The sequence below is a fragment of the Duganella sp. 1224 genome (genome assembly GCF_013408245.1).
Taxonomy (GTDB): domain Bacteria; phylum Pseudomonadota; class Gammaproteobacteria; order Burkholderiales; family Burkholderiaceae_D; genus Rugamonas.
The window spans coordinates 908313-926902 of record NZ_JACBYS010000001.1; the positions used below are offsets into that span (position 1 = coordinate 908313).

Annotated in this window: 22 protein-coding genes; 10 read left to right on the top strand and 12 right to left on the bottom strand. The window is 65.3% G+C overall.

Annotation, left to right across the window (positions count from 1 at the left end):
- Positions 1 to 38 precede the first annotated feature (38 nt).
- The 3 genes from FHW58_RS04140 to FHW58_RS04150 all read right to left on the bottom strand — a co-directional run bounded on the left by FHW58_RS04140 (position 39) and on the right by FHW58_RS04150 (position 2325).
- Positions 39 to 557, bottom strand: coding sequence for a hypothetical protein (locus FHW58_RS04140; RefSeq protein ID WP_229265047.1), 519 nt, complete (start codon positions 555 to 557; stop codon positions 39 to 41).
- 10 nt (positions 558 to 567) lie between these two features.
- The gene (locus tag FHW58_RS04145) at positions 568 to 1722 is read right to left on the bottom strand and encodes a zinc-dependent alcohol dehydrogenase (protein ID WP_179671782.1); all 1155 of its coding nucleotides are present in this window, start codon (positions 1720 to 1722) and stop codon (positions 568 to 570) included.
- 144 nt (positions 1723 to 1866) lie between these two features.
- Entirely contained in the window at positions 1867 to 2325 is a 459-nt protein-coding gene (locus FHW58_RS04150; protein WP_179671783.1) for an Rrf2 family transcriptional regulator, read from the bottom strand.
- 112 nt (positions 2326 to 2437) lie between these two features.
- Here FHW58_RS04150 and FHW58_RS04155 point away from each other — a divergent pair, with 112 nt between their 5' ends.
- The gene (locus tag FHW58_RS04155) at positions 2438 to 2695 is read left to right on the top strand and encodes a hypothetical protein (protein ID WP_179671784.1); all 258 of its coding nucleotides are present in this window, start codon (positions 2438 to 2440) and stop codon (positions 2693 to 2695) included.
- Here the strand turns inward: FHW58_RS04155 and FHW58_RS04160 are convergent, their stop codons facing one another.
- Entirely contained in the window at positions 2696 to 3880 is a 1185-nt protein-coding gene (locus FHW58_RS04160; RefSeq protein WP_179671785.1) for a multidrug effflux MFS transporter, read from the bottom strand.
- 149 nt (positions 3881 to 4029) lie between these two features.
- On the opposite strand from FHW58_RS04160, the gene epsC reads away from it, so the two are divergent.
- Both epsC and FHW58_RS04170 read left to right on the top strand, forming a co-directional pair.
- Positions 4030 to 4953, top strand: a complete 924-nt coding sequence (gene epsC, locus FHW58_RS04165; protein WP_179671786.1) for a serine O-acetyltransferase EpsC — start codon at positions 4030 to 4032, stop codon at positions 4951 to 4953.
- A gap of 112 nt (positions 4954 to 5065) precedes the next feature.
- On the top strand, positions 5066 to 5428 hold the full coding sequence (locus FHW58_RS04170) for a YXWGXW repeat-containing protein (RefSeq protein ID WP_179673271.1): 363 nt from the start codon (positions 5066 to 5068) through the stop codon (positions 5426 to 5428).
- On the opposite strand, the gene FHW58_RS04175 is transcribed toward FHW58_RS04170, so the two are convergent.
- Genes FHW58_RS04175 through FHW58_RS04195 form a run of 5 tightly spaced genes read right to left on the bottom strand, consistent with a single transcriptional unit; the run spans position 5413 to position 10242 of the window.
- Complete coding sequence (locus FHW58_RS04175) at positions 5413 to 6735, bottom strand: LLM class flavin-dependent oxidoreductase (protein WP_179671787.1); 1323 nt, start codon at positions 6733 to 6735, stop codon at positions 5413 to 5415. The genes FHW58_RS04170 and FHW58_RS04175 overlap by 16 nt on opposite strands.
- Positions 6735 to 7553 (bottom strand): MetQ/NlpA family ABC transporter substrate-binding protein, encoded by an 819-nt coding sequence (locus FHW58_RS04180; RefSeq protein ID WP_179671788.1) that lies wholly within the window; start codon positions 7551 to 7553, stop codon positions 6735 to 6737. The genes FHW58_RS04175 and FHW58_RS04180 overlap by 1 nt, the downstream gene beginning before the upstream one ends.
- Before the next feature lie 10 nt (positions 7554 to 7563).
- Positions 7564 to 8256, bottom strand: a complete 693-nt coding sequence (locus tag FHW58_RS04185; protein ID WP_179671789.1) for a methionine ABC transporter permease — start codon at positions 8254 to 8256, stop codon at positions 7564 to 7566.
- Positions 8249 to 9046, bottom strand: a complete 798-nt coding sequence (locus FHW58_RS04190; protein WP_179671790.1) for a methionine ABC transporter ATP-binding protein — start codon at positions 9044 to 9046, stop codon at positions 8249 to 8251. Before FHW58_RS04190 ends, FHW58_RS04185 begins: the two co-directional genes overlap by 8 nt.
- Positions 9046 to 10242, bottom strand: coding sequence for an acyl-CoA dehydrogenase family protein (locus FHW58_RS04195; protein ID WP_179671791.1), 1197 nt, complete (start codon positions 10240 to 10242; stop codon positions 9046 to 9048). The genes FHW58_RS04190 and FHW58_RS04195 overlap by 1 nt, the downstream gene beginning before the upstream one ends.
- A 196-nt stretch (positions 10243 to 10438) precedes the next feature.
- On the opposite strand from FHW58_RS04195, the gene ssuE reads away from it, so the two are divergent.
- The 6 genes from ssuE to FHW58_RS04225 all read left to right on the top strand — a co-directional run bounded on the left by ssuE (position 10439) and on the right by FHW58_RS04225 (position 15496).
- The gene (ssuE, locus tag FHW58_RS04200; protein WP_179671792.1) at positions 10439 to 11026 is read left to right on the top strand and encodes an NADPH-dependent FMN reductase; all 588 of its coding nucleotides are present in this window, start codon (positions 10439 to 10441) and stop codon (positions 11024 to 11026) included.
- Between the two features lie 9 nt (positions 11027 to 11035).
- On the top strand, positions 11036 to 12037 hold the full coding sequence (locus FHW58_RS04205; RefSeq protein WP_179671793.1) for a sulfonate ABC transporter substrate-binding protein: 1002 nt from the start codon (positions 11036 to 11038) through the stop codon (positions 12035 to 12037).
- Between the two features lie 16 nt (positions 12038 to 12053).
- The gene (gene ssuD / locus FHW58_RS04210) at positions 12054 to 13199 is read left to right on the top strand and encodes an FMNH2-dependent alkanesulfonate monooxygenase (RefSeq protein WP_179673272.1); all 1146 of its coding nucleotides are present in this window, start codon (positions 12054 to 12056) and stop codon (positions 13197 to 13199) included.
- Positions 13200 to 13958 (top strand): aliphatic sulfonate ABC transporter permease SsuC, encoded by a 759-nt coding sequence (ssuC, locus tag FHW58_RS04215; protein ID WP_179671794.1) that lies wholly within the window; start codon positions 13200 to 13202, stop codon positions 13956 to 13958.
- Positions 13959 to 13967: 9 nt separating this feature from the next.
- A complete protein-coding gene (locus FHW58_RS04220; RefSeq protein ID WP_179671795.1) occupies positions 13968 to 14810 on the top strand; it encodes an ATP-binding cassette domain-containing protein in 843 nt (280 codons plus the stop codon).
- A 119-nt stretch (positions 14811 to 14929) separates the two neighbouring features.
- Complete coding sequence (locus tag FHW58_RS04225; RefSeq protein ID WP_179671796.1) at positions 14930 to 15496, top strand: YceI family protein; 567 nt, start codon at positions 14930 to 14932, stop codon at positions 15494 to 15496.
- A gap of 123 nt (positions 15497 to 15619) precedes the next feature.
- Here FHW58_RS04225 and FHW58_RS04230 read toward each other — a convergent pair whose 3' ends face one another.
- Positions 15620 to 16207 carry a chromate transporter gene (locus FHW58_RS04230; RefSeq protein ID WP_179671797.1) on the bottom strand — a complete coding sequence of 196 codons (588 nt, stop codon included), beginning with the start codon at positions 16205 to 16207 and terminating at the stop codon, positions 15620 to 15622.
- Positions 16204 to 16773 (bottom strand): chromate transporter, encoded by a 570-nt coding sequence (locus tag FHW58_RS04235; RefSeq protein ID WP_179671798.1) that lies wholly within the window; start codon positions 16771 to 16773, stop codon positions 16204 to 16206. Before FHW58_RS04235 ends, FHW58_RS04230 begins: the two co-directional genes overlap by 4 nt.
- Positions 16774 to 16904: 131 nt before the next feature.
- On the opposite strand from FHW58_RS04235, the gene FHW58_RS04240 reads away from it, so the two are divergent.
- The gene (locus FHW58_RS04240) at positions 16905 to 17132 is read left to right on the top strand and encodes a hypothetical protein (protein ID WP_229265048.1); all 228 of its coding nucleotides are present in this window, start codon (positions 16905 to 16907) and stop codon (positions 17130 to 17132) included.
- Positions 17133 to 17388: 256 nt separating this feature from the next.
- Here FHW58_RS04240 and FHW58_RS04245 read toward each other — a convergent pair whose 3' ends face one another.
- Entirely contained in the window at positions 17389 to 18282 is an 894-nt protein-coding gene (locus tag FHW58_RS04245) for a PAS domain-containing protein (RefSeq protein WP_179671799.1), read from the bottom strand.
- Positions 18283 to 18590: the final 308 nt, after the last annotated feature.

An 18590-nucleotide genomic window follows, 5' to 3' on the forward strand; every position in this document is an offset into this window, starting at 1 on the left:
TTGACAACTCTCCGCGCTGTGGACAATATCCCGCGAGATTACTTGCGGCGTCGTAGCAGCCAGTAGCCGACGCCGAGGACCGCTGCACCGATGGCGGCCTTGCGGATCACGCGGCGCGGATCATGGCGCCAGACGGCCGGCAGGCCGACTTCGCTGAACACGTTGGGGATGTGGCCCTGGCGCAGGTCGTCGCCGATGCCTTCCACCGCGTCAACCCGGTCGGCCAGCAGCAACAGCAGCCAGTGCCGGACATCGTTTTCCGTCTGGCGGAAGGCGGCGCGGCGCAGCATGCCGCTCAGCCCGCGCGGCGGCGCCGTGGTGCCAAACACCGGCGTGATGCCAGGCCGCTCGGGCGACACCAGCACCTCGACGTGACTGTGCTGCTGCGCCGGCGGATGGTCGGGCCGGTCGAGCCGGGGCGGCATGCGTTCCATCGGCACGGCCGGCCGCATGGCGCGGTCGAGGTCGCTGCCCCAGCCGGGGATGTCGTCGCGCCGCAGCGGCGCCAGCGGGTCGTGGCCGTCGGCGACCGCGGAAGGAAGGGATTCTTGTGGCATGGCGCTCTCCTCAGTTGGCTGCGCCGGATGGCAGCAGCACCGTTTTGATGCAGTTGTCCAGCTTGCCGGAAAAGATCTGGTAGGCATCCGCCACGTCGGCCAGCGGCACGCGGTGGGTGATAATTTCCTTGGGATTCAGGTGGCCGGCGCGGATGTGCTCCAGCAGGCGCGGCAGGTGGCGCTTGACGCTGGCCTGGTTCATGCGCAGCGTCAGCCCCTTGTTGAGCGCGTTACCGATCGGCACCGCGTTGAAGGTCGGGCCGTAGACGCCGACGATGGACACGTTGCCGCCCTTGCGCACCGAGTTGATCGCCCAGTGCAGCACCGTGGCCGAGCCGGCCTGCATCATGGTGTAGCGCCCGGTCAGCGACTGCATGGCGCTGCCGGCCGCCTCGCAGCCGACGGCGTCGATGCAGACGTCGGCGCCGAGCCAGTCGGTCATTTTCTTGATGTGCAGCGCCATGTCGTCGACGTCCTTGAAGTTGACCACCTCGCAGTGGGCGTAACGGCGCACGAAGTCGAGCCGGTAGTCGACGTGGTCGACCACGATCACCCGCCCGGCCCCCATCAGCCACGCCGACTTGGCGGCGAAGATGCCGACCGGACCGGCGCCGAACACCACCACCGTGTCGCCGGCGCTGATGTCGCCCATCTCGGCCGCCTGGTAGCCGGTGGGCAGGGCGTCGGTCAGCAGCACGGCGTCGTCCTGGTCGATGTCGTCCGGGATCACCATCGGGCCGACGTCGGCCATCGGCACGCGCACCAGTTCGGCCTGGCCGCCGTCATAGCCGCCGGTGGTGTGCGAATAGCCGTAGATGCCGCCGACGGCGGTGGCTTCCGGATTGACGTTGTGGCAATTGCTGTACAGTTCGCGGTCGCAGAAATAGCAGTCGCCGCAAAAGATATTGAACGGCACCAGCACCCGGTCGCCGACCTTCAGCTTGCGCACGTCGCTGCCGATGTCGACCACCTCGCCGACGAATTCATGGCCGAAGGTGGAGCCGACCCGCGTGTCCGGCACCAGGCCGTGGTACAGGTGCAGGTCCGAGCCGCAGATGCAGGCGCGGGTCACGCGCACGATGGCGTCGCCCGGATGTTCGATCTCCGGATCGGGTTTTTGTGCCGCGCGGATGCGGTAAGGACCGCGATAGTTCATTGCCAGCATGGTGCCTCCTGTTCAGTTGTCGCCGATGGACCGGCAACTCGCCGCCGGAAACCACCATCATGCGCGCCTGCGGGGCGCGCCCCTGTAGGATGATGCTGTCAGATCCGGTAGGACGATGCCACACCGGCCCACCGCATCGGGCAACTATTTTTTGACGGAATTGCGCATGATCTTCACCGGCTTGCTGTGCGTATGGGCGGGATCGGCTGGCAGCATGTCGGCCAGCGTCTGCTGGTCGAGCACGTGGAGGAAGGCCTGGGTGGCGGCGTTGAGCGTGTGTTTGAGTTTGCAGTCGGGCGTCAGCGGGCAGGTGTCGTTGGCGCGGTCGAAGCACTCGGCCATGAAAAAATCGGTTTCGGTCGAGCGCACCAGCGCGCCGATGTTGATGTCCTTCGGCTCCCTGCCGAGGCGCAGGCCGCCGTTGCGGCCGCGTACCGTCTCCACCAGGCCGGCCAGGCCCAGCTGATACACCACTTTCATCAGGTGGTTCTTGGAGATCACGTGCAGGTCGGCGATGTCCTGGATGGTGACCAGCCGATCCCGGTTGGCCGCCAGGTACAGCAGCGTGCGCAGTGAGTAGTCGGTAAAAGAGGTGAGACGCATGCGGTGTTTCTGGCTTAAGACAGATGAATGCGCCATTTTACATGCTAGTGGGTTATCTTGCGTACCGACGCGCAAAGCCAGCCGGTGCAGACTGCCGTCACAAGGAGGCCGTATGGACAACGAAGATGAACGCCGCCGCTTTATCGGCGAACTCTGGCAACGTTTCGAACAACTGCAGGCGTGGGCGGTGGAGAACTGGCCCGACAAGGAGCATCCGCTGTCGAGCGCGGACTTTGTCGAGTCGCGCAAGGAGATGCTCGGCCTGCGTAATCCGGCCCAGGCGCCGGGCCGCTCGGCCGCGCAGCGCGAGCCGGAGCCGGAGCAGGGCGGGGCGCAATATATCGACGTGACGCCGGCGCCCTGGCCATGATCAGTGGTGGATCACTGGCTTGCCGGTTTGCGCCAGCAGCCAGGCGATCAGGCTGACCACCAGGCTGGCCAGCACGCCCCAGGCCAGGTTCAGCGCGCTGTCGAACAGCAGCGGCGCCACCAGGCCGGACACCAGCGCGAACAGCAGCATCTGGATGAACGACTGCATCGACGACGCCAGCCCGCTGTTGTTGGGGAAGTACTCCATGGCGATCAGCGACAACGGCGTCATCGCCAGCGCCAGGCCGAACGAGTAGATGAACAGCGGCATCACGGCCCACGGCACGGCCGCCACAAACGCCATGTTGTAGGCGACGTTGATCACGCCGGCGCTGATCATCACCGCAAAGCCCAGCCACACCTGTCCCTTGCGCGAGAACTTGTGCGCGAACTTGCCGGACAGCGCCGAGCCGATCACCATGCCACTGATCAGCGGCACGAACATCCACGCGAACGCGGTTTCCGGCAAGTGCAGGATGTTCATCACGAAGTAGGCGGCCGAGCCGATATACAGCGCCACGCCGGCGAAGCACATGCCCACCGCCACCGCCAACAGCAGGAAGTGGTGGTGCGCCAGCACCTTCCAGTAGTTTTTGGCGATCACGCCGAGGTGGAACGGCTGGCGGTCCTTGGCGGCCAGGCTTTCCGGCAGCGCGCGGAACACCGACACCAGCATCAGCAGGCCAAAGGCGCTGAGGAACCAGAAGATCGAGCGCCAGCCGTAGCTCACCTGCAGCCAGCCGCCCAGCACCGGCGCGATCGCCGGCGCCAGGCCAAACACCATCATGATATGCGACAGGATCTTCTGCGCCTGCGCGCCGTCGAAGCGGTCCAGCACAATCGCCCGGCCCACCACCGAGCCGGCGCCGGCGGCCAGGCCCTGCACCACGCGGCAGGCCAGCAGCACGCCGATGGACGGCGCCATCGCCGCCACCACCGAGGCCGCGATGTAGGCCACCAGCGAGACGATGATCACCGGGCGGCGGCCGAAGGAGTCGGACAGGGTGCCGTAGAACAGCATCATGAAGGCAAAGCAGAACAGGAACATCGACAGCGTCTGCTGCACCACCAGCGGGCTGGCGTCGAACGCGTGGGTAATGGCCGGGAAGGACGGCAGATAGGTATCGATGGCCAGCGGCCCGACCATGGACAGGCCGGCCAACAGCAGCGTCAGCAAAATATTCATGAATAGCGTATTGTTCGGTGGACCCGGCATTTTACGCGATATGCGCCGGCCGCATAAGAATGGCTGAAATCCTTCGTTTGTTCGCGCGCGGCGGGCATTTATGCTCCAGCGTGGGCGATTGCGCCCAGGCCTACAGAATCAGAGACATTATGACCATAGACACCTTTGACGGCACCTCCGTCAAGCCCACGCACTGGAATCTGGCCAGTGTGATCGAACAACTGCGCGTCTCGCGCGAGGCCACCCACAACATCCGCCATCACGGGCGGGTGCGCGAGCTGCCGTCGCGCGAGGCGCTGACCACCATCGTCAACGGCCTGCAGGCGGCGCTGTTCCCGACCCACTACGGCCGTCCCAACCTGACCGACGAGAGCATCGACTTCTTCGTCGGCGACACCCTGAACACCACGCTGAACCGGCTGGCCGAGCAGGTGCGGCGCGGGCTGCAGTTCTCGTCCGAGGACGCGATTCCCGACGACGCGGCGCTGACCCGCCAGGCCAACGACATCACGCGCCAGTTCGCGGCCGGCCTGCCGGAGATTCGCGGCCTGCTGGTGTCCGACGTGCAGGCGGCGTTTTCCGGCGACCCGGCGGCCACCTCGGTGGCCGAGATCATGCTGTGCTATCCGGGCACCATCGCCATCCTGTACTACCGCCTGGCGCACAGCCTGCACAGTCTTGGCTCGCCCTTCCTGGCGCGGCTGGTGTCCGACATCGCCCATTCGCTGACCGGAATCGATATCCACCCGGCGGCGCGGATCGGCGCCAGCTTCTTCATCGACCATGGCACCGGCGTGGTGATCGGCGAAACCGCCATCATCGGCCAGCGCGTGCGCCTGTACCAGCACGTCACGCTGGGCGCCAAGCGCTTCCCGGCCGACGAGCAGGGCGCGTTGATCAAGGGCGTGCCGCGCCACCCGATCGTCGAGGACGACGTGGTGATCTACGCCGGCGCCACCATCCTGGGCCGCATCACCATCGGCGCCGGCTCCACCATCGGCGGCAACGTGTGGCTGACGCAGAGCGTCCCGCCGGGCAGCAACGTCTCGCAGGCGCAGATGCGCAACGACTGAGCGCCGTCTTACATTTGCTTACGCGGGAAACCTGGTTTATACATCGGATTGGGCCACTGGCGCGTTATAACTCCGGCTGCGGCAATCGCCGCACAACACGAGGACTTATAACATGACCAAGAAAATCATCTACACGGCGGCGCTGGCCGCCGTCATCGGCCTGGGTGGCTGCGCTGAACGCGTGGTCGTACACGATCATCCCGCCACCGTGCGCTACGTGCCGGCGCCGGTGCAGGAAGTGATCCCGCCGGCGCCGGCGCCGGGCTACGCCTGGGTGCAGGGCCACTGGGCATGGCGCGACCACGGCTGGCAATGGCAGCGCGGCTACTGGTACCAGGGCCCGTCGCGGCCGATGCCGCCGGTGATTGTGGAAAAGATCACTGTCGCGCCTAGCCCCGCCCACTACTGGGTGCCGGGCCACTGGGCATGGCACCACAACGAATGGGTCTGGACCCACGGTCACTGGGAGCGCTGAAACACCTTTTCGCGAAGCGTGCCGGGCGCGTACTCGGTACGGTAACGGCCGCGCCGCTGGAGTTCCGGCACGATCAGGTCGACCACGTCGCGCATGCTGTCGTGGGCGATGGCGAAGGCGAGGTTGAAGCCGTCGATGCCGGTGTCGTCCTGCCAGGCTTCCAGCTGGTCGGCGACCTGCGCGGGATCCCCCACCAGCACCGGGCCGCGTCCGCCCAGGCCGATGAATTGCGCGGCTTCGCGCACGGTCCAGCGGCGTTCCGGGTCGGCCTGGCTGAATGAGGCCAGCGCCGAGCGGCCGGCGTCGGAGTCGATGTAGTCGATGGTCGCGTTCAGCGGGAAGCGGCTGAAGTCGACGCCGGTCCAGCCGGACAGCAGCGCCAATGCGGCCTCGATGTCGATGTGGTTTTGGTAGTCCGCATGTTTGGCCTCGGCTTCGGCCGCCGTCGGCGCGGTGATGATCAGCGCTTGCGCGTAGATTTTCAGGCCGTCGCCATCGCGGCCGGCGGCGCGCACGGCGGCGCGCAGGTCGTCCGCGTATTTTTTCACCACTGTCTTGCTTGGACCGCTGACGAAGGTGCATTCGGCATGCCGGGCGGCGAATGCGGTGCCGCGCGGCGAGGTGCCGGCCTGGTACAGCAGCGGCGTGCGCTGCGGCGACGGTTCGCACAGGTGAAAGCCCGGCACCTTGTAGTATTTGCCTTCGTGGTTGATCGGGTGGATGCGCGACGGATCGGCATACACGCCGCGCTGCTTGTCGTTGACCACGGCGCCGTCCTCCCAACTCTCTTCCCACAGCTTGCGCACTACCTCCATGTATTCGTCGGCCATGTCGTAGCGTTCGTCGTGGCCCAGTTGCCGTTGCAAACCGAGGTTGCGGGCGGCGCTGTCCAGGTAGCCGGTGACGATGTTCCAGCCGATGCGGCCGCGTGTCAGGTGGTCCAGCGTGGAGATGCGGCGCGCGAAGGTGTAGGGATGCTCATACGTCAGCGCGCAGGTGACGCCGAAGCCGAGGTGCGTGGTGGCCTGCGCCATCAGCGGCACCAGCGCCAGCGGATCGTTCAGCGGCACCTGTACGCCGTGGCGGATGGCCGCCGCCGCGCTGCCTTCGTACACATCGTAGACCCCCAGCACGTCGGCCAGGAAGATGGCGTCGAAGCGGCCGCGCTCCAGCAGTTGCGCCAGTTCGGTCCAGTGGTCGGGATCCTTGTAGCGGTGGCTGTTGTCGCGCGGGTGCGTCCACAGTCCCGGCGACTGGTGGCTGACCGTGTTCATTTGGAACGCGTTGAAGCGGATAAGTTTCGGCATTACCGGGTTTTCTCCAGCGCCAGTTGATAGTCGGTCTTGGCGTAGTCGGCGAAGTACTTGTTGGTCACGTCGAGGAATTCGCGCGAACGGTAGGCGGCGGCAATGTCTTTCGCGAATTGCTTGTCCTTGTCGGCGGTGCGCACGGCAACCAGGTTGGCGTAGGATGGCGAGATTTTTTCGGTGATCAGCGCGTCCTTCAGTTTCAGGCCCGAGGCCAGCGCGTAATTGCCGTTGACGAAGGCGTAGTCGGCGTCCTGCAGGGAACGCGGCAACTGCGCCGCCTCCAGCGGCAGCAGCTTGATTTTCCTGAGGTTGGCGGCGATGTCCCTTTCCGATGCCTTGATCGGATCGGTTTTCTCGCGCAGCTTGATCCAGCCCAGTTGATCCAGCAGCACCAGCGCGCGCGCCTGGTTGGTCGGGTCGTTCGGCAGGGCGACGGTGGTGCCTTCCTTCACCTCGTTCAGCGTTTTGTGCTTTTTGCTGTAGATGGCGATGGGCGCGGTGGGAATCTTGATCAGCTCCGACAACGCCAGCTTGTGATCGGCCGAGAATTTGCTCAGGTAGATAATGTGCTGGAACACGTTGGCGTCCAGCGAGCCCTCGGCCAGCGCGAAGTTGGGCTGGATGTAGTCGTTGAATTCCACCAGCCGCACCTTGTAGCCCTGCTTTTCGAGGATGGGCTTGATGCCCAGTTTGATCTGATCCGCATACGGCCCGGAGCTGGTGCCGATGACCAGTTCCTTCGGTTCCCTGGCGTGGGCGGAGAGGCTGACGGCGAGGGCGGCTGCGGCCAGCAGCAGGTGACGGCGTGTGTTCATGTGGTCCTTGTTAGCGTTTGTCGATGCGTTTTGCGATGCGGTTGCCGGCGAACTGGATCAGCTGCACCATGATGATCAGGATGGCGACGGTGGCGACCATGATGTCGGTCTCGAAGCGGTAGTAGCCGTAGCGGATGGCGAGGTCGCCGATGCCGCCGCCGCCCACCACGCCGGCCACGGCGGAGTAGGACAGGAAGCTGATGGCCAGTACCGTCAGCGCCAGCACCAGGCCGGAGCGGGCCTCTACCAGCAGCACGCGCAGGATGATCTGGGCTTCCGACGCGCCCATGGCGTGGGCGGCTTCGATCACGCCGCGCGGCACCTCGCGCAGGTTCTGTTCGACCAGCCGGGCGAAGTAGGGGATGGCGGCGAACGACAGCGGCACGGCGGCGGCCAGCGGCCCGATCGAGGTACCGGCGATGACGCGCGTGAACGGCACCAGCGCCACCAGCAGGATGATGAACGGGAAGGAGCGCACGGTGTTAACCAGCCATCCCAGTATCAGCGCGGCGGGCCGGTTTTGCAGCGACTGGCCATCCGCCACCAGGAATAGCAGGATGCCGAGCGGGCCGCCGATCAGGATGGCGGACGACAGGCCGATGCCGAGCATGATCAGCGTCTGGCCCAGCGCCTCCCACATTTCCGGCAGCATGGCGACGATGGCGTTGGCTGAGGCGCCCAGCGAGGACAGGAGTTCAGACATGGGCGGCCTCCACAAGCGGGGCGATGGCGGCCAGCGCGCGGGCGCCGACGGCGGCAGCCAGTTCGCGGCCCAGCGCCGTGCGGCGCGGCGCGGCGAGGCTGGCCGCGTCGTCCAGCGCGAATTGTTCGGCGATGGCGCCGTTGTCGATCACCGCGATGCGGTCGCAGATGTCGCCGATCACGTCCAGCTCATGGCTGACGATGACGATGGTCACGCCCAGCCGCTGGTTGATGTCCTTCAGCGTGCCAAGCAGCGCGCGCGTGGTTTCCGCGTCCAGCGCGGACGTCGGCTCATCGCACAGCAGCACCGCCGGCTTGCTGGCCAGCGCGCGGGCGATCGCCACCCGCTGCTTCTGCCCGCCGGACAGCTGCGCCGGATAGCTCTGCGCCTTGTCCGCCAGCCCCACCAGGTCAAGACAGTCGGCCACGCGCGCGGCAATTTGCGACTTGGTCTGGCCGCCGTGGATACGCAGCGGGAAGGCCACGTTGTCGAATACGGTGGCGTTCTGCAGCAGGTTAAACTGCTGGAAGATCATGCCGATGTTGGCGCGCGCATCGCGCAGCGCGCGCCGGGACAGCGACGTCAGTACGCGGCCATCGACCGTGATCGCGCCGGTATCCGGCCGCTCCAGCAGGTTGATCAGGCGTAGCAGCGTCGATTTGCCGGCGCCGCTCTTGCCGACCAGGCCAAAGATGTCGCCCTGGCCGATGTCCAGCGAGACGTCGCGCACGGCCTGAAAGTCGCCGAACGATTTGCTCGCATGCTCGATGCGAATCAGTGGCGTAGTCATCACGAATAAGCGGTCGGTTGCGGCAGCGAGCCATCGAGCGCATAGCGGCCGAGGTCGCGGATCTTGTAGTCGACCGGGTCGTGCAGCGTATGCACGCGCACGTTGCGCCAGTAACGGTCGTAGCCAAACCTGGAGGACGTCGAGCGGGCGCCGGTCAGCTCGAATATCTCGCTGCTGACATCCACGCCGGCCTGGTGGGCCAGTACCTTGGCCTCCGCCACCGACACCGCCAGCTCGCCGCGCTGCTGTGCGGTGACGGCCGCGCCGAGGCGGAACAGCCGCTCCAGCCCCCGCGCCGCGTGGTCGGCCAGCACCGAGGCCGGACGCAGCTTCAGCCACAGCTGGCCGAAGCGGTGCTGGATCAGCGGATCGGCGCCGGCCTTGTCCACCCCGGACGCGAACCACGGCCGCGCCTCGTTTGCCAGGTATGCGCGCGCCGCCTCGAACGCGCCTTCGCCGATGCCGAGGTACAGATTGGCCATGATCAGCTGCGCCACCTGCGAGCGCAGCGTGGCTTGCGCCGTCGGCGTCACCCCGGGCGCCTGCAGCACCTGGGTGGCCGGCAGCGACACCTGGTGAAAATGCACATTGCCGCTGTCGGTCTGTTTCTGGCCGAAGGCATCCCAGTCTGCCTGCACCGCCACGCCGTGCTGGCGCGTCGGCACCACGCCGATCAGCGCCGATTGTGTCGGCGCATGCCAGGCCGAGATGGTCAGCCAGTCCGATCCCACGGAGCCGGACGAAAAACTCTTGATGCCATCCAGCTGAAAGCCGTAGTCGGCGTCGGTGGCGATGGTGCGCTTGTCCAGCGGGTTGAGGGCGTTGCCCCAGAAAAGGTTCTGCTCCACGGTCTGCGTCAGGAAACGGCGCTGCTGCTGGGCGGTGCCGTACAACTGGATGCCGGCCAGTTGTAGATGATGGAAGCCGAAGACGTGCGCCAGCGCGCTGTCGGCGCGCGCCAGGATGCGGATCACCTGGTACACGGTCGGCCAGTCGGCGCCCTGGCCGCCATAGATGGTGGGGATGGACAGCGTGAGCAGGCCGGATGCGCGTATCCATTCGCGTTCCTGCGCCGCATGGCCGCCGGCCTGGTCGCGCGCGTTGGCGCTGGCGGCGAGGCGTTGCGCCAGTTCGGTGGCGATGTGCAGGGGATCGGGCGCCGGGTCGTGCGCCGTTTTAAGCAGTGCTTGAGACATGGTATGTCCACGAGAGAGAAAAATTGGTCTTGCCAGTATGAGGACCGTTGCAAACGCAGTACACGAAGAAATCCGGCTTTCCTTATGCGGAAAATTCATGCTGTGGATTTTGCATATCGAAGCGCAAAACAATTCGTTTTGAATTGAATAGTGTGGATTTATGCTGAACGCCACCATCAAAACAGGGGACCACACCATGAGTATCCTTCTCGTCAGCGGCAGTCCGGCCGCGCCTTCGAGCACTGGCCGTCTGCTGGACCACGTCGGCGACAAGCTGGCCGCGCTGGGCCATCGTCACAGCAAGCTGCAAGTGCGCGACCTGCCGGCCAAGGCGCTGCTGCACGCGGACTTCACCGACCTGGCGCTGAAGCGCGCGGTGGACGCGGTGGCCGAGGCGGATGCGATCGTGATCGCCACGCCGATCTACAAGGCGGCCTACACCGGCCTGCTGAAAGCCTTTCTTGATCTGCTGCCGCAGGATGGCCTGAAAGACAAGCTGGTGCTGCCGCTGGCCACCGGCGGCAGCCAGTCGCACATGCTGGCGCTGGACTACGCGCTGCGCCCGGTGCTGCACGCGCTGGACGCGCGCCAGGTCTATACCAGCATCTACGCCACCTCGCAGCAACTGGCGTGGAACGACGTCAGCGGCCTGACGGTCGATCCGGCCATCGCCTGGCGCGTACAGGCCGGCGTGGACGCGCTGTCGGCGGGGCTGAACGCGCTGCGCCAGCAGCCGGAAGACGTGTTTGTGGCGCAGGCGCAGCCTGTCCGCCTGGCGCGCTAGGGAGGCACGATGAGCATCGATCAAAAACGCGCGGCCCGCCGCCACACGCTGGGCCTGCTGTTTGCCGCTGGCGTGATGGCCGCCAGCGGCCCGGCGCAAGTACAGGCCCAGGCCCAGGCGCAAGCCCCGGCAAAGCAGGAAATCCGCATCGGCTATCAGAAGTACGGCACGCTGACGCTGCTGAAAGGACGCGGTACGCTGGAGCAGCGGCTGGCGGCCCGCAACGTCACCGTCAAATGGACCGAATTTCCGGCCGGCCCGCAACTGCTGGAAGGGCTGAACGTCGGCAGCGTCGACTTTGGCACGGTCGGCGAGGCGCCGCCGGTGTTTGCGCAGGCGGCCGGCGCCAACCTGGTTTACGTCGGCAACGAGCCGCCGTCGCCGGGCAGCGAGGCGATCGTGGTGCACAAGGATTCCAGGCTGCGCAGCCTGGCCGACTTGAAAGGCAAGAAGGTGGTGCTGAACAAGGGCTCCAACGTCCACTATCTGCTGGTCAAGGCGCTGGAAAAGGCGGGCCTGGGCTACAAGGATATCGAGGTGGTCTACCTGCCGCCGGCCGACGCCCGTGCGGCGTTTGAACGCGGCAGCGTGGATGCGTGGGCGATCTGGGATCCGTTCCTGGCCGCCGCCGAGAAGCAGCTCGGCGCCCGCGTGCTGGCCGATGGCAAGGGCCTGGTGGCCAATCACCAGTTCTACCTGGCCGCGCGCCCGTACGCCGAGAAGAACAGCGAGATAGTCCGCATCGTGCTGGAGGAAATCGCCAAGGTCGACGAATGGGGCGAGAAAAATCCGAAGGAAGTGGCGCAGATCCTGTCGGCGCAAACCGGGCTGGATGTGGACGTGGTGGCGCTGGCCGCCTCGCGCTACAGCTACGGCGTCAAGCCGATCACCGGCGAGGTGGCGGCGCAGCAGCAGAAGCTGGCCGACACCTTCGCCAACCTGAAACTGATCCCGAAACCGATCGCGGTCAAGGATGCACTGCTGCCCGCCCGGCAACTGGCGGCGCAATAAGGAAGCAACGATGTCTCTGAATCTGTTCTGGTTTATCCCGACCCATGGCGACAGCCGCTACCTCGGCACCTCCAGGGGCGCGCGCGCCGTCGACGCCAACTATCTGAAGCAGGTGGCGGTGGCCGCCGACACCCTGGGCTACGACGGCGTGCTGCTGCCCACCGGCCGTTCCTGCGAGGATGCGTGGGTGGTGGCGTCGTCGCTGATCCACGTGACGCAAAAACTCAAGTTCCTGGTGGCGATCCGTCCCGGCCTGACCACGCCGGGCCTGGCGGTGCGCATGGCGTCCACCTTCGACCGCCTGTCCAACGGCCGCTTGCTGATCAACGTCGTCACCGGTGGCGACCAGGGCGAGCTGGAAGCGGATGGCCTGTTTGCCGATCACGCCAAACGCTACGAGATTTCGGATGAATTCATCCGCGTATGGCGCGCCTCGCTGGCGGGCGAGGGCGGCGACAAGGGCTACGATTTCGAGGGCAAGCACATCACGGTGAAGGGCGCGAAGACGCTGTACCCGCCGGTGCAGAAGCCGTATCCGCCGCTGTACTTCGGCGGCTCCTCCGAGCCGGCGCATGAACTGGCGGCCGAGCAGATGGACGTCTATCTGACCTGGGGCGAGCCGCCGGCAGCGGTGGCGGCAAAGCTGGACGATATCCGCGCGCGCGCCGCCAGGCATGGCCGCAGCGTCAAATTCGGCATACGCCTGCACGTCATCGTGCGCGAGACGAACGAGGAAGCCTGGCGCGCCGCCGATGAGCTGATCAGCCATCTGGACGACGACACCATCGTCAAGGCGCAGGCGGCCTTCGCCAAAATGGACTCTGTGGGACAGCAACGCATGGCGGCTTTGCACGGCGGGCGCCGTGACAAGCTCGAAGTATCCCCCAACCTCTGGGCCGGCGTGGGACTGGTGCGTGGTGGCGCCGGGACCGCGCTGGTGGGGGACCCCGACACCGTGGCCGCGCGTATCAGGGAATACGCCGACCTGGGGATCGAGACCTTCATCTTCTCGGGATATCCGCACCTGGAAGAGTCGTACCGTTTCGCGGAGCTGGTGTTCCCGCTGCTGGGCAAGGGCAGGGAGCATGGCGAGCAATCGCTGACCGGCCCCTTTGGCGAGATCATGGCCAGCGACATCCTGCCGAAGAAGAAGGCGGCGTAGATGAAGAAGCACAGCGCGTGGACTCCTTGGGTGCTGCCGGTGCTGCTGATCGCGGTGTGGCAGGTGTCGTCGCAACTGGGCTGGCTGTCCAGCCGCATCCTGCCGGAACCGTGGGCGGTGGCCAAGGCTTTCTGGTCGCTGGCGGAATCGGGCGAGCTGTGGGTGCATCTGCGTACCAGCTTGTGGCGCGCGGCGAGCGGCTTCGCCATCGGCGCGGGGCTCGGGCTGGCGCTGGGCCTGCTGACCGGCAGCTTCCGTGGTGCCGAAACGCTGCTCGACACCACGCTGCAGATGATCCGCAATATCCCGGCGCTGGCGCTGATACCGCTGGTGATCCTGTGGTTCGGCATCGATGAAACGGCCAAGCTGTTCCTGCTGGCGGTGGGCGTGTTCTTCCCGGTGTACCTGAATACCTTCCACGGCATCCGCTCCGCCGACCAGGGCCTGATCGAGATGGCGCGCAGCTACGGCCTGTCCGGCTGGCCGCTATACCGGGACGTGATACTGCCGGCGGCGCTGCCGTCGATCCTGGTGGGCGTGCGCTTTTCGCTGGGCCTGGTGTGGGTGCTGCTGATTGTGGCGGAAACCATCTCCGCGCAGGCCGGCATCGGCTACATGACCATGAACGCCCGCGAGTTCCTACAGACCGACGTGGTGCTGGTCGGGATCCTGCTGTATGCCTTGCTGGGCAAGGCCGCCGACCTGGTGTCGCGCGGCCTGGAGAAGCATTTCCTGCGCTGGAATCCAGCCTACCGTTAAGGAGTACGCATGCATATTTCGAACGCTTTATTCGACACGGGCGCGCTGCCGCGCGAGGGGGGCACGTGGACTGCGGCGCCGCAGCCATCATCGCCGTCGCCATCGCCCGCGCGCCGCCAGGGCGTGGCGCTTGACCTGGACCACGTCAGCAAATCGTTTGGCGCGCGCCAGGTGCTGCACGACGTCCGGCTGACGCTGCACCCTGGCGAGTTTGTCGCCATCGTCGGCCGCAGCGGCTGCGGCAAGAGCACGCTGCTGCGCGCGATCGCGGGACTGGAGCGGGCCGACCACGGCAGCATCCGGGTCGGCGCCGGCAATCTGGCGTCGAGTATCCGCATCATGTTCCAGGAGGCGCGCCTGCTGCCGTGGAAGACGGTGCTGGAAAACGTGGCCATCGGCCTGCCGCGCGCGCTGAACGCGGCGGCGGCCACGCTGGCCACGGTGGGCCTGGCCGAGCGCGCGGACGACTGGCCGGCCGAGTTGTCCGGCGGCCAGCGCCAGCGCGTGGCGCTGGCGCGCGCGCTGCTGCACGAGCCGCAGTTGCTGCTGCTGGACGAACCCTTGGGCGCGCTCGACGCGCTGACGCGGATCGAGATGCAGCAGTTGATCGAATCGCTGTGGCTGGCGCGCGGCTTTACCGCCGTGCTGGTGACGCACGATGTGCAGGAGGCGCTGGCGCTGGCGGATCGCGTGGTGCTGATCGAAGAAGGGCGCATCACGCTGGACCTGAAAGTCGATCTGCCGCGGCCGCGCGCGCGCGGCAATGCGGCGTTTGCTGCGCTGGAGCAGCGCCTGCTGGGCCGCATCCTGCAACAGGCGCCGGCCGGGAACGATATCGCAGCGGCTGCGTAAGCCGTATGATCGATTTTATCGATAGTAAAGCGGTAAATTTTTCGTTTTACAACTTTAATTGTGGCGCGCATAATCGTCCTCACTCGAACAATCTTGTTCACCACAATAGGAGTTTCTAAATGAAAAAAATCGTTGCCCTGCTGATCGCCGCTGGTTTCTCGATGTCCGCTTTCGCCGCTGCTGACACCTTTGTTTCCGATGCTAACCACACCTTCTCCAGCTTCAGCTACAGCCACTTCGGCTTCAGCAACCAGCAAAGCCGCTTCAACACCACCAACGCCAAGGTCACGCTGGACCGCGCCGCCAAGACCGGCTCGGTAGAGGCAACCATCGACGCCAAGTCGGTTGACACCGGTTCGAAGCTGTTCGACCAGCACATCCAGGGTGAGCAGTTCCTGGACACCGCCAAGTTCCCGACCATCACCTACAAGTCGACCAAGGTCAACTTCAAGGGCGATGAGCCATCGACCGTGGACGGCAACCTGACCGTCAAGGGCATCACCAAGCCAGTGACCCTGACCATCACCAATTTCCACTGCGCGGATCACCCGATGGCCAAGAAACTGGCTTGCGGCGCCAATGCCACCGCCAAGATCAAGCGTACGGAATTCAACGCCGGCGCGTATGCGCCTAACGTGGGCGACGAAGTGACCCTGACCTTCGCCATCGAAGCGATCAAGGAGTAATGGGGTAAGTGCCGAGCGGAGCTGATAGGTCACGCTCGGCGCGTCTCCGCGCCCCCTGACCCGCACGGCGACGGCGGCCCGGGGTCTGACCCCATGCGGGGTCAGACCCCTCCGGTTCGGGGTTCAGGCAGGCAGAAACCAGCCGATCAGCGCGCCGGCCGCCAATAGCCACAGCAAATGCACCTTGGTGCGCCAGATGATGAGCCCGGCCACCAGCGAAATCACCCACAGCGGCCAGTCGGTCGCGGCAGCGCCGTCCGGCGAGGCCAGTATCAGCCCCACCGAGATCATCAGCCCCACCACCACCGGCGCCATGCCTTGCTTGAAGGCGCGCACACCCAGCAACTCGCGGTTCTTGTGCCCCCAGCGCGCGGCGCAATAGGTCAGCGTGGTGCTCGGTATCAGGATCCCCAGCATGGTCACCGCCACCCCGGCCACCGCGGCCGTGTAGCTGCCGGCGTTCAGGCCCACGTTCCAGCCCATCAGTGCCACGAATAGCACGTTCGGCCCCGGCGCCGCCTGCGCAATCGCCATCGAGTGATTGAATTGCGCCTGCGTCAGCCACTGCTGTTCCACCACCAGGTAGCGGTGCATCTCGGTCGAAGTGGACACCGCGCCGCCGATCGACATCAGCGACAGCAGCAGATAGTGACCGAACAGGCTGACCCAGTCGGCAAAGCTCAGCACGATATGCAGCGGCGCGTCGTTCATGCGCGGCCTTTCAGCTTGCGCCACGTGAGCGCAAAGCTCAGGCCGCCCAGCACCAGCAGCGTGTATGCCAGCGGCAGATGCAGCAGCAGCGCGCTGCCGATACAGGCCAGCACGATCAGCCCAGTGACCCACTGCGGCAGCGGGTGCTGGCGCAGCGCCGCGCCGAGTTTGACGCCGGTGGCGGCGATCAGGCCGGCCGTCACCGCCGCCATGCCGCGCAGCGCGCCGGCCACGCCCGGATGGTGGCCATAGCGCGCGTACAGCACGGCCAGGCCCAGCACCACCAGCAGCGGCACGCACAGCATGCCGGCCAGCGCCGCCAGCGCGCCGCGCAGGCCGAAGTAGCGGTCGCCGATCATCAGCGACAGGTTGACCACGTTGGGGCCGGGCATGATCTGCGCGACCGCCCAGTCTTCAATGAATTCTTCCGGCGTTAGCCATTTTTTGCGCTCCACCATCTCGCGCTGGACAACCGCCAGCACGCCGCCAAACCCTTGCAGCGCAAGCAGGGTGAACGACACAAACAGGTCCGTCAGGGAAGTGGGGCGGGGGCGCTCGGCGGTCATGCCGCATTATAGAACGGAACCTTTTTATTGCGGAATGATAGGAGCCTGACATTGACTTTGGGCGGTCGTCGTCCATACTCCTTGAGCGCATCAACGATCGGGGCGGCAGCCCCTCACTTTCACCAAGGATCATGATGAACGTTTCGCTAGTCCACAGCCTGGAATCGGCGCCGCCGGTTACGCTTTTTCACCCACGCCACGATGATGCCTGCAGCGCCGTGGTCGACCGCGGCATCCTGGTACAGTCCAGTTTCAATACCGTATGTGCGATTGAATACATGAAGTCGCACAACGTCGATCCCAAAGTCATCGAACGGGTGCTATTGCACCCCGATCAGCGCCGAAAAGCGCCGCATTAAGATGCCGGTCCGGCGTTTAGTTATGCACAAATCATGTTGACAAGAATTTTTTTGAAAACCATTCCCCTTCCAATATGTGATTTTGTAAGTAATTGATTTGTAAGGGATTTGTTTTTGCCTGTTGGATGGGCAGTTTGTAGAAAACCGCGCCGTTACAGGCCGTATCCGTTGTCAATGGGGTGCTGTCCACATAGTTATGCACAGCATTTGTGGATATCCGCAAAAACGCCCCTAGAATCCGCGACTTAAGCGAAACTTAAAGCGGAACCTTGAGCGCCTGCAAGACGCTGCCGACGATGATGGCCCCGCCGCCCTCGTCGGCGGTGGCGGTCACGCGCAGGCGCACCTCTTGGCCATCGCGCCGCCAGGTGCTGATGACGTCGGTCCAGGCCTCGCCGTCCTTCAGGGCCTGCAGGGCATCGGCCAGCTGGTCTTGCGGATACGGCGTCGGGTGCAGCAGGCGCGGATCGGCGCCCACCAGTTCCTCGCGGCTGAACTGGAATACCTGGCAGAACTTGTCGTTGACCGAGGCAATACGGCCGCGCCCGTCCAGCGTGGCGATCACCGCGTGCTGGTCCACCGCCGCCAGCAACTTACGCGCCGCGTCCAGTTCGGCCTGCAGTGCCAGCGCGCGGCGGTGCGCATCCTCCAGCCCGGCGTAGGCGCGCAGCGACGAGATCACCGTGGTGAACAGCTTGCGCGTGGTCAGATCGGTCTTGCACCAGAAATCATTGATGTCGTAGTCGAGAATGATGCTGTGCTCCAGCGCCTGGCCCGGCTGGCCGGTGCGCAGCACGATGCGCACCAGGTTGTTGTGCAGCGAGTCGCGGATCTGGCGCGCTACGTGCAGGCCGGCGTCGCTGGTTTCCATGATGACGTCCAGCAGCACCAGCGCGATGTCCGGCGTGTTGCGCAGCACGTTGAGCGCTTCCTCGCCGCTGTAGGCGTGCAGGAAGCTCAGACGGCGGCCCTGGAAGCAGGCATTGCTGAGCGAGAATTTGGTGACCACATGAACGTCGACATCGTCGTCCACAATCAGCACGCGCCATGGCGGCGGGGCCGGCGCGGCATTGCTGCCGCCGGGGCGGGCCTGATCGGCCGGCGCCTCGTCTTCTATCATCCAATCGGTATCGTCGTCGTTCTGATTCATGCAGATTCCCATGGTAAGTCGAACTGGCCGAACTCCAGAGTGACACTATTCCTCGCGGGCACTTTTGTCAAAGAATTCGCAGTGCCGCGCAACAACGGTGTCTCGCTTCCCACTTATGCACAGAAATTTTTTTTTCAAGGTGCCGGCGCGCCGCCGCGCGGCGACTTGGGGCTTTTTGTAAGCTATTGATTTTTCGAGGGAAAAAATCTGCCTGTGGATTAGGCATTTTGTTGTAGAGCCCGTCGTTACAGGGCTTCTTGGCTGTCAAGTGGCGGTTATTCACACCCTTATCCACAATTGATGTGGAT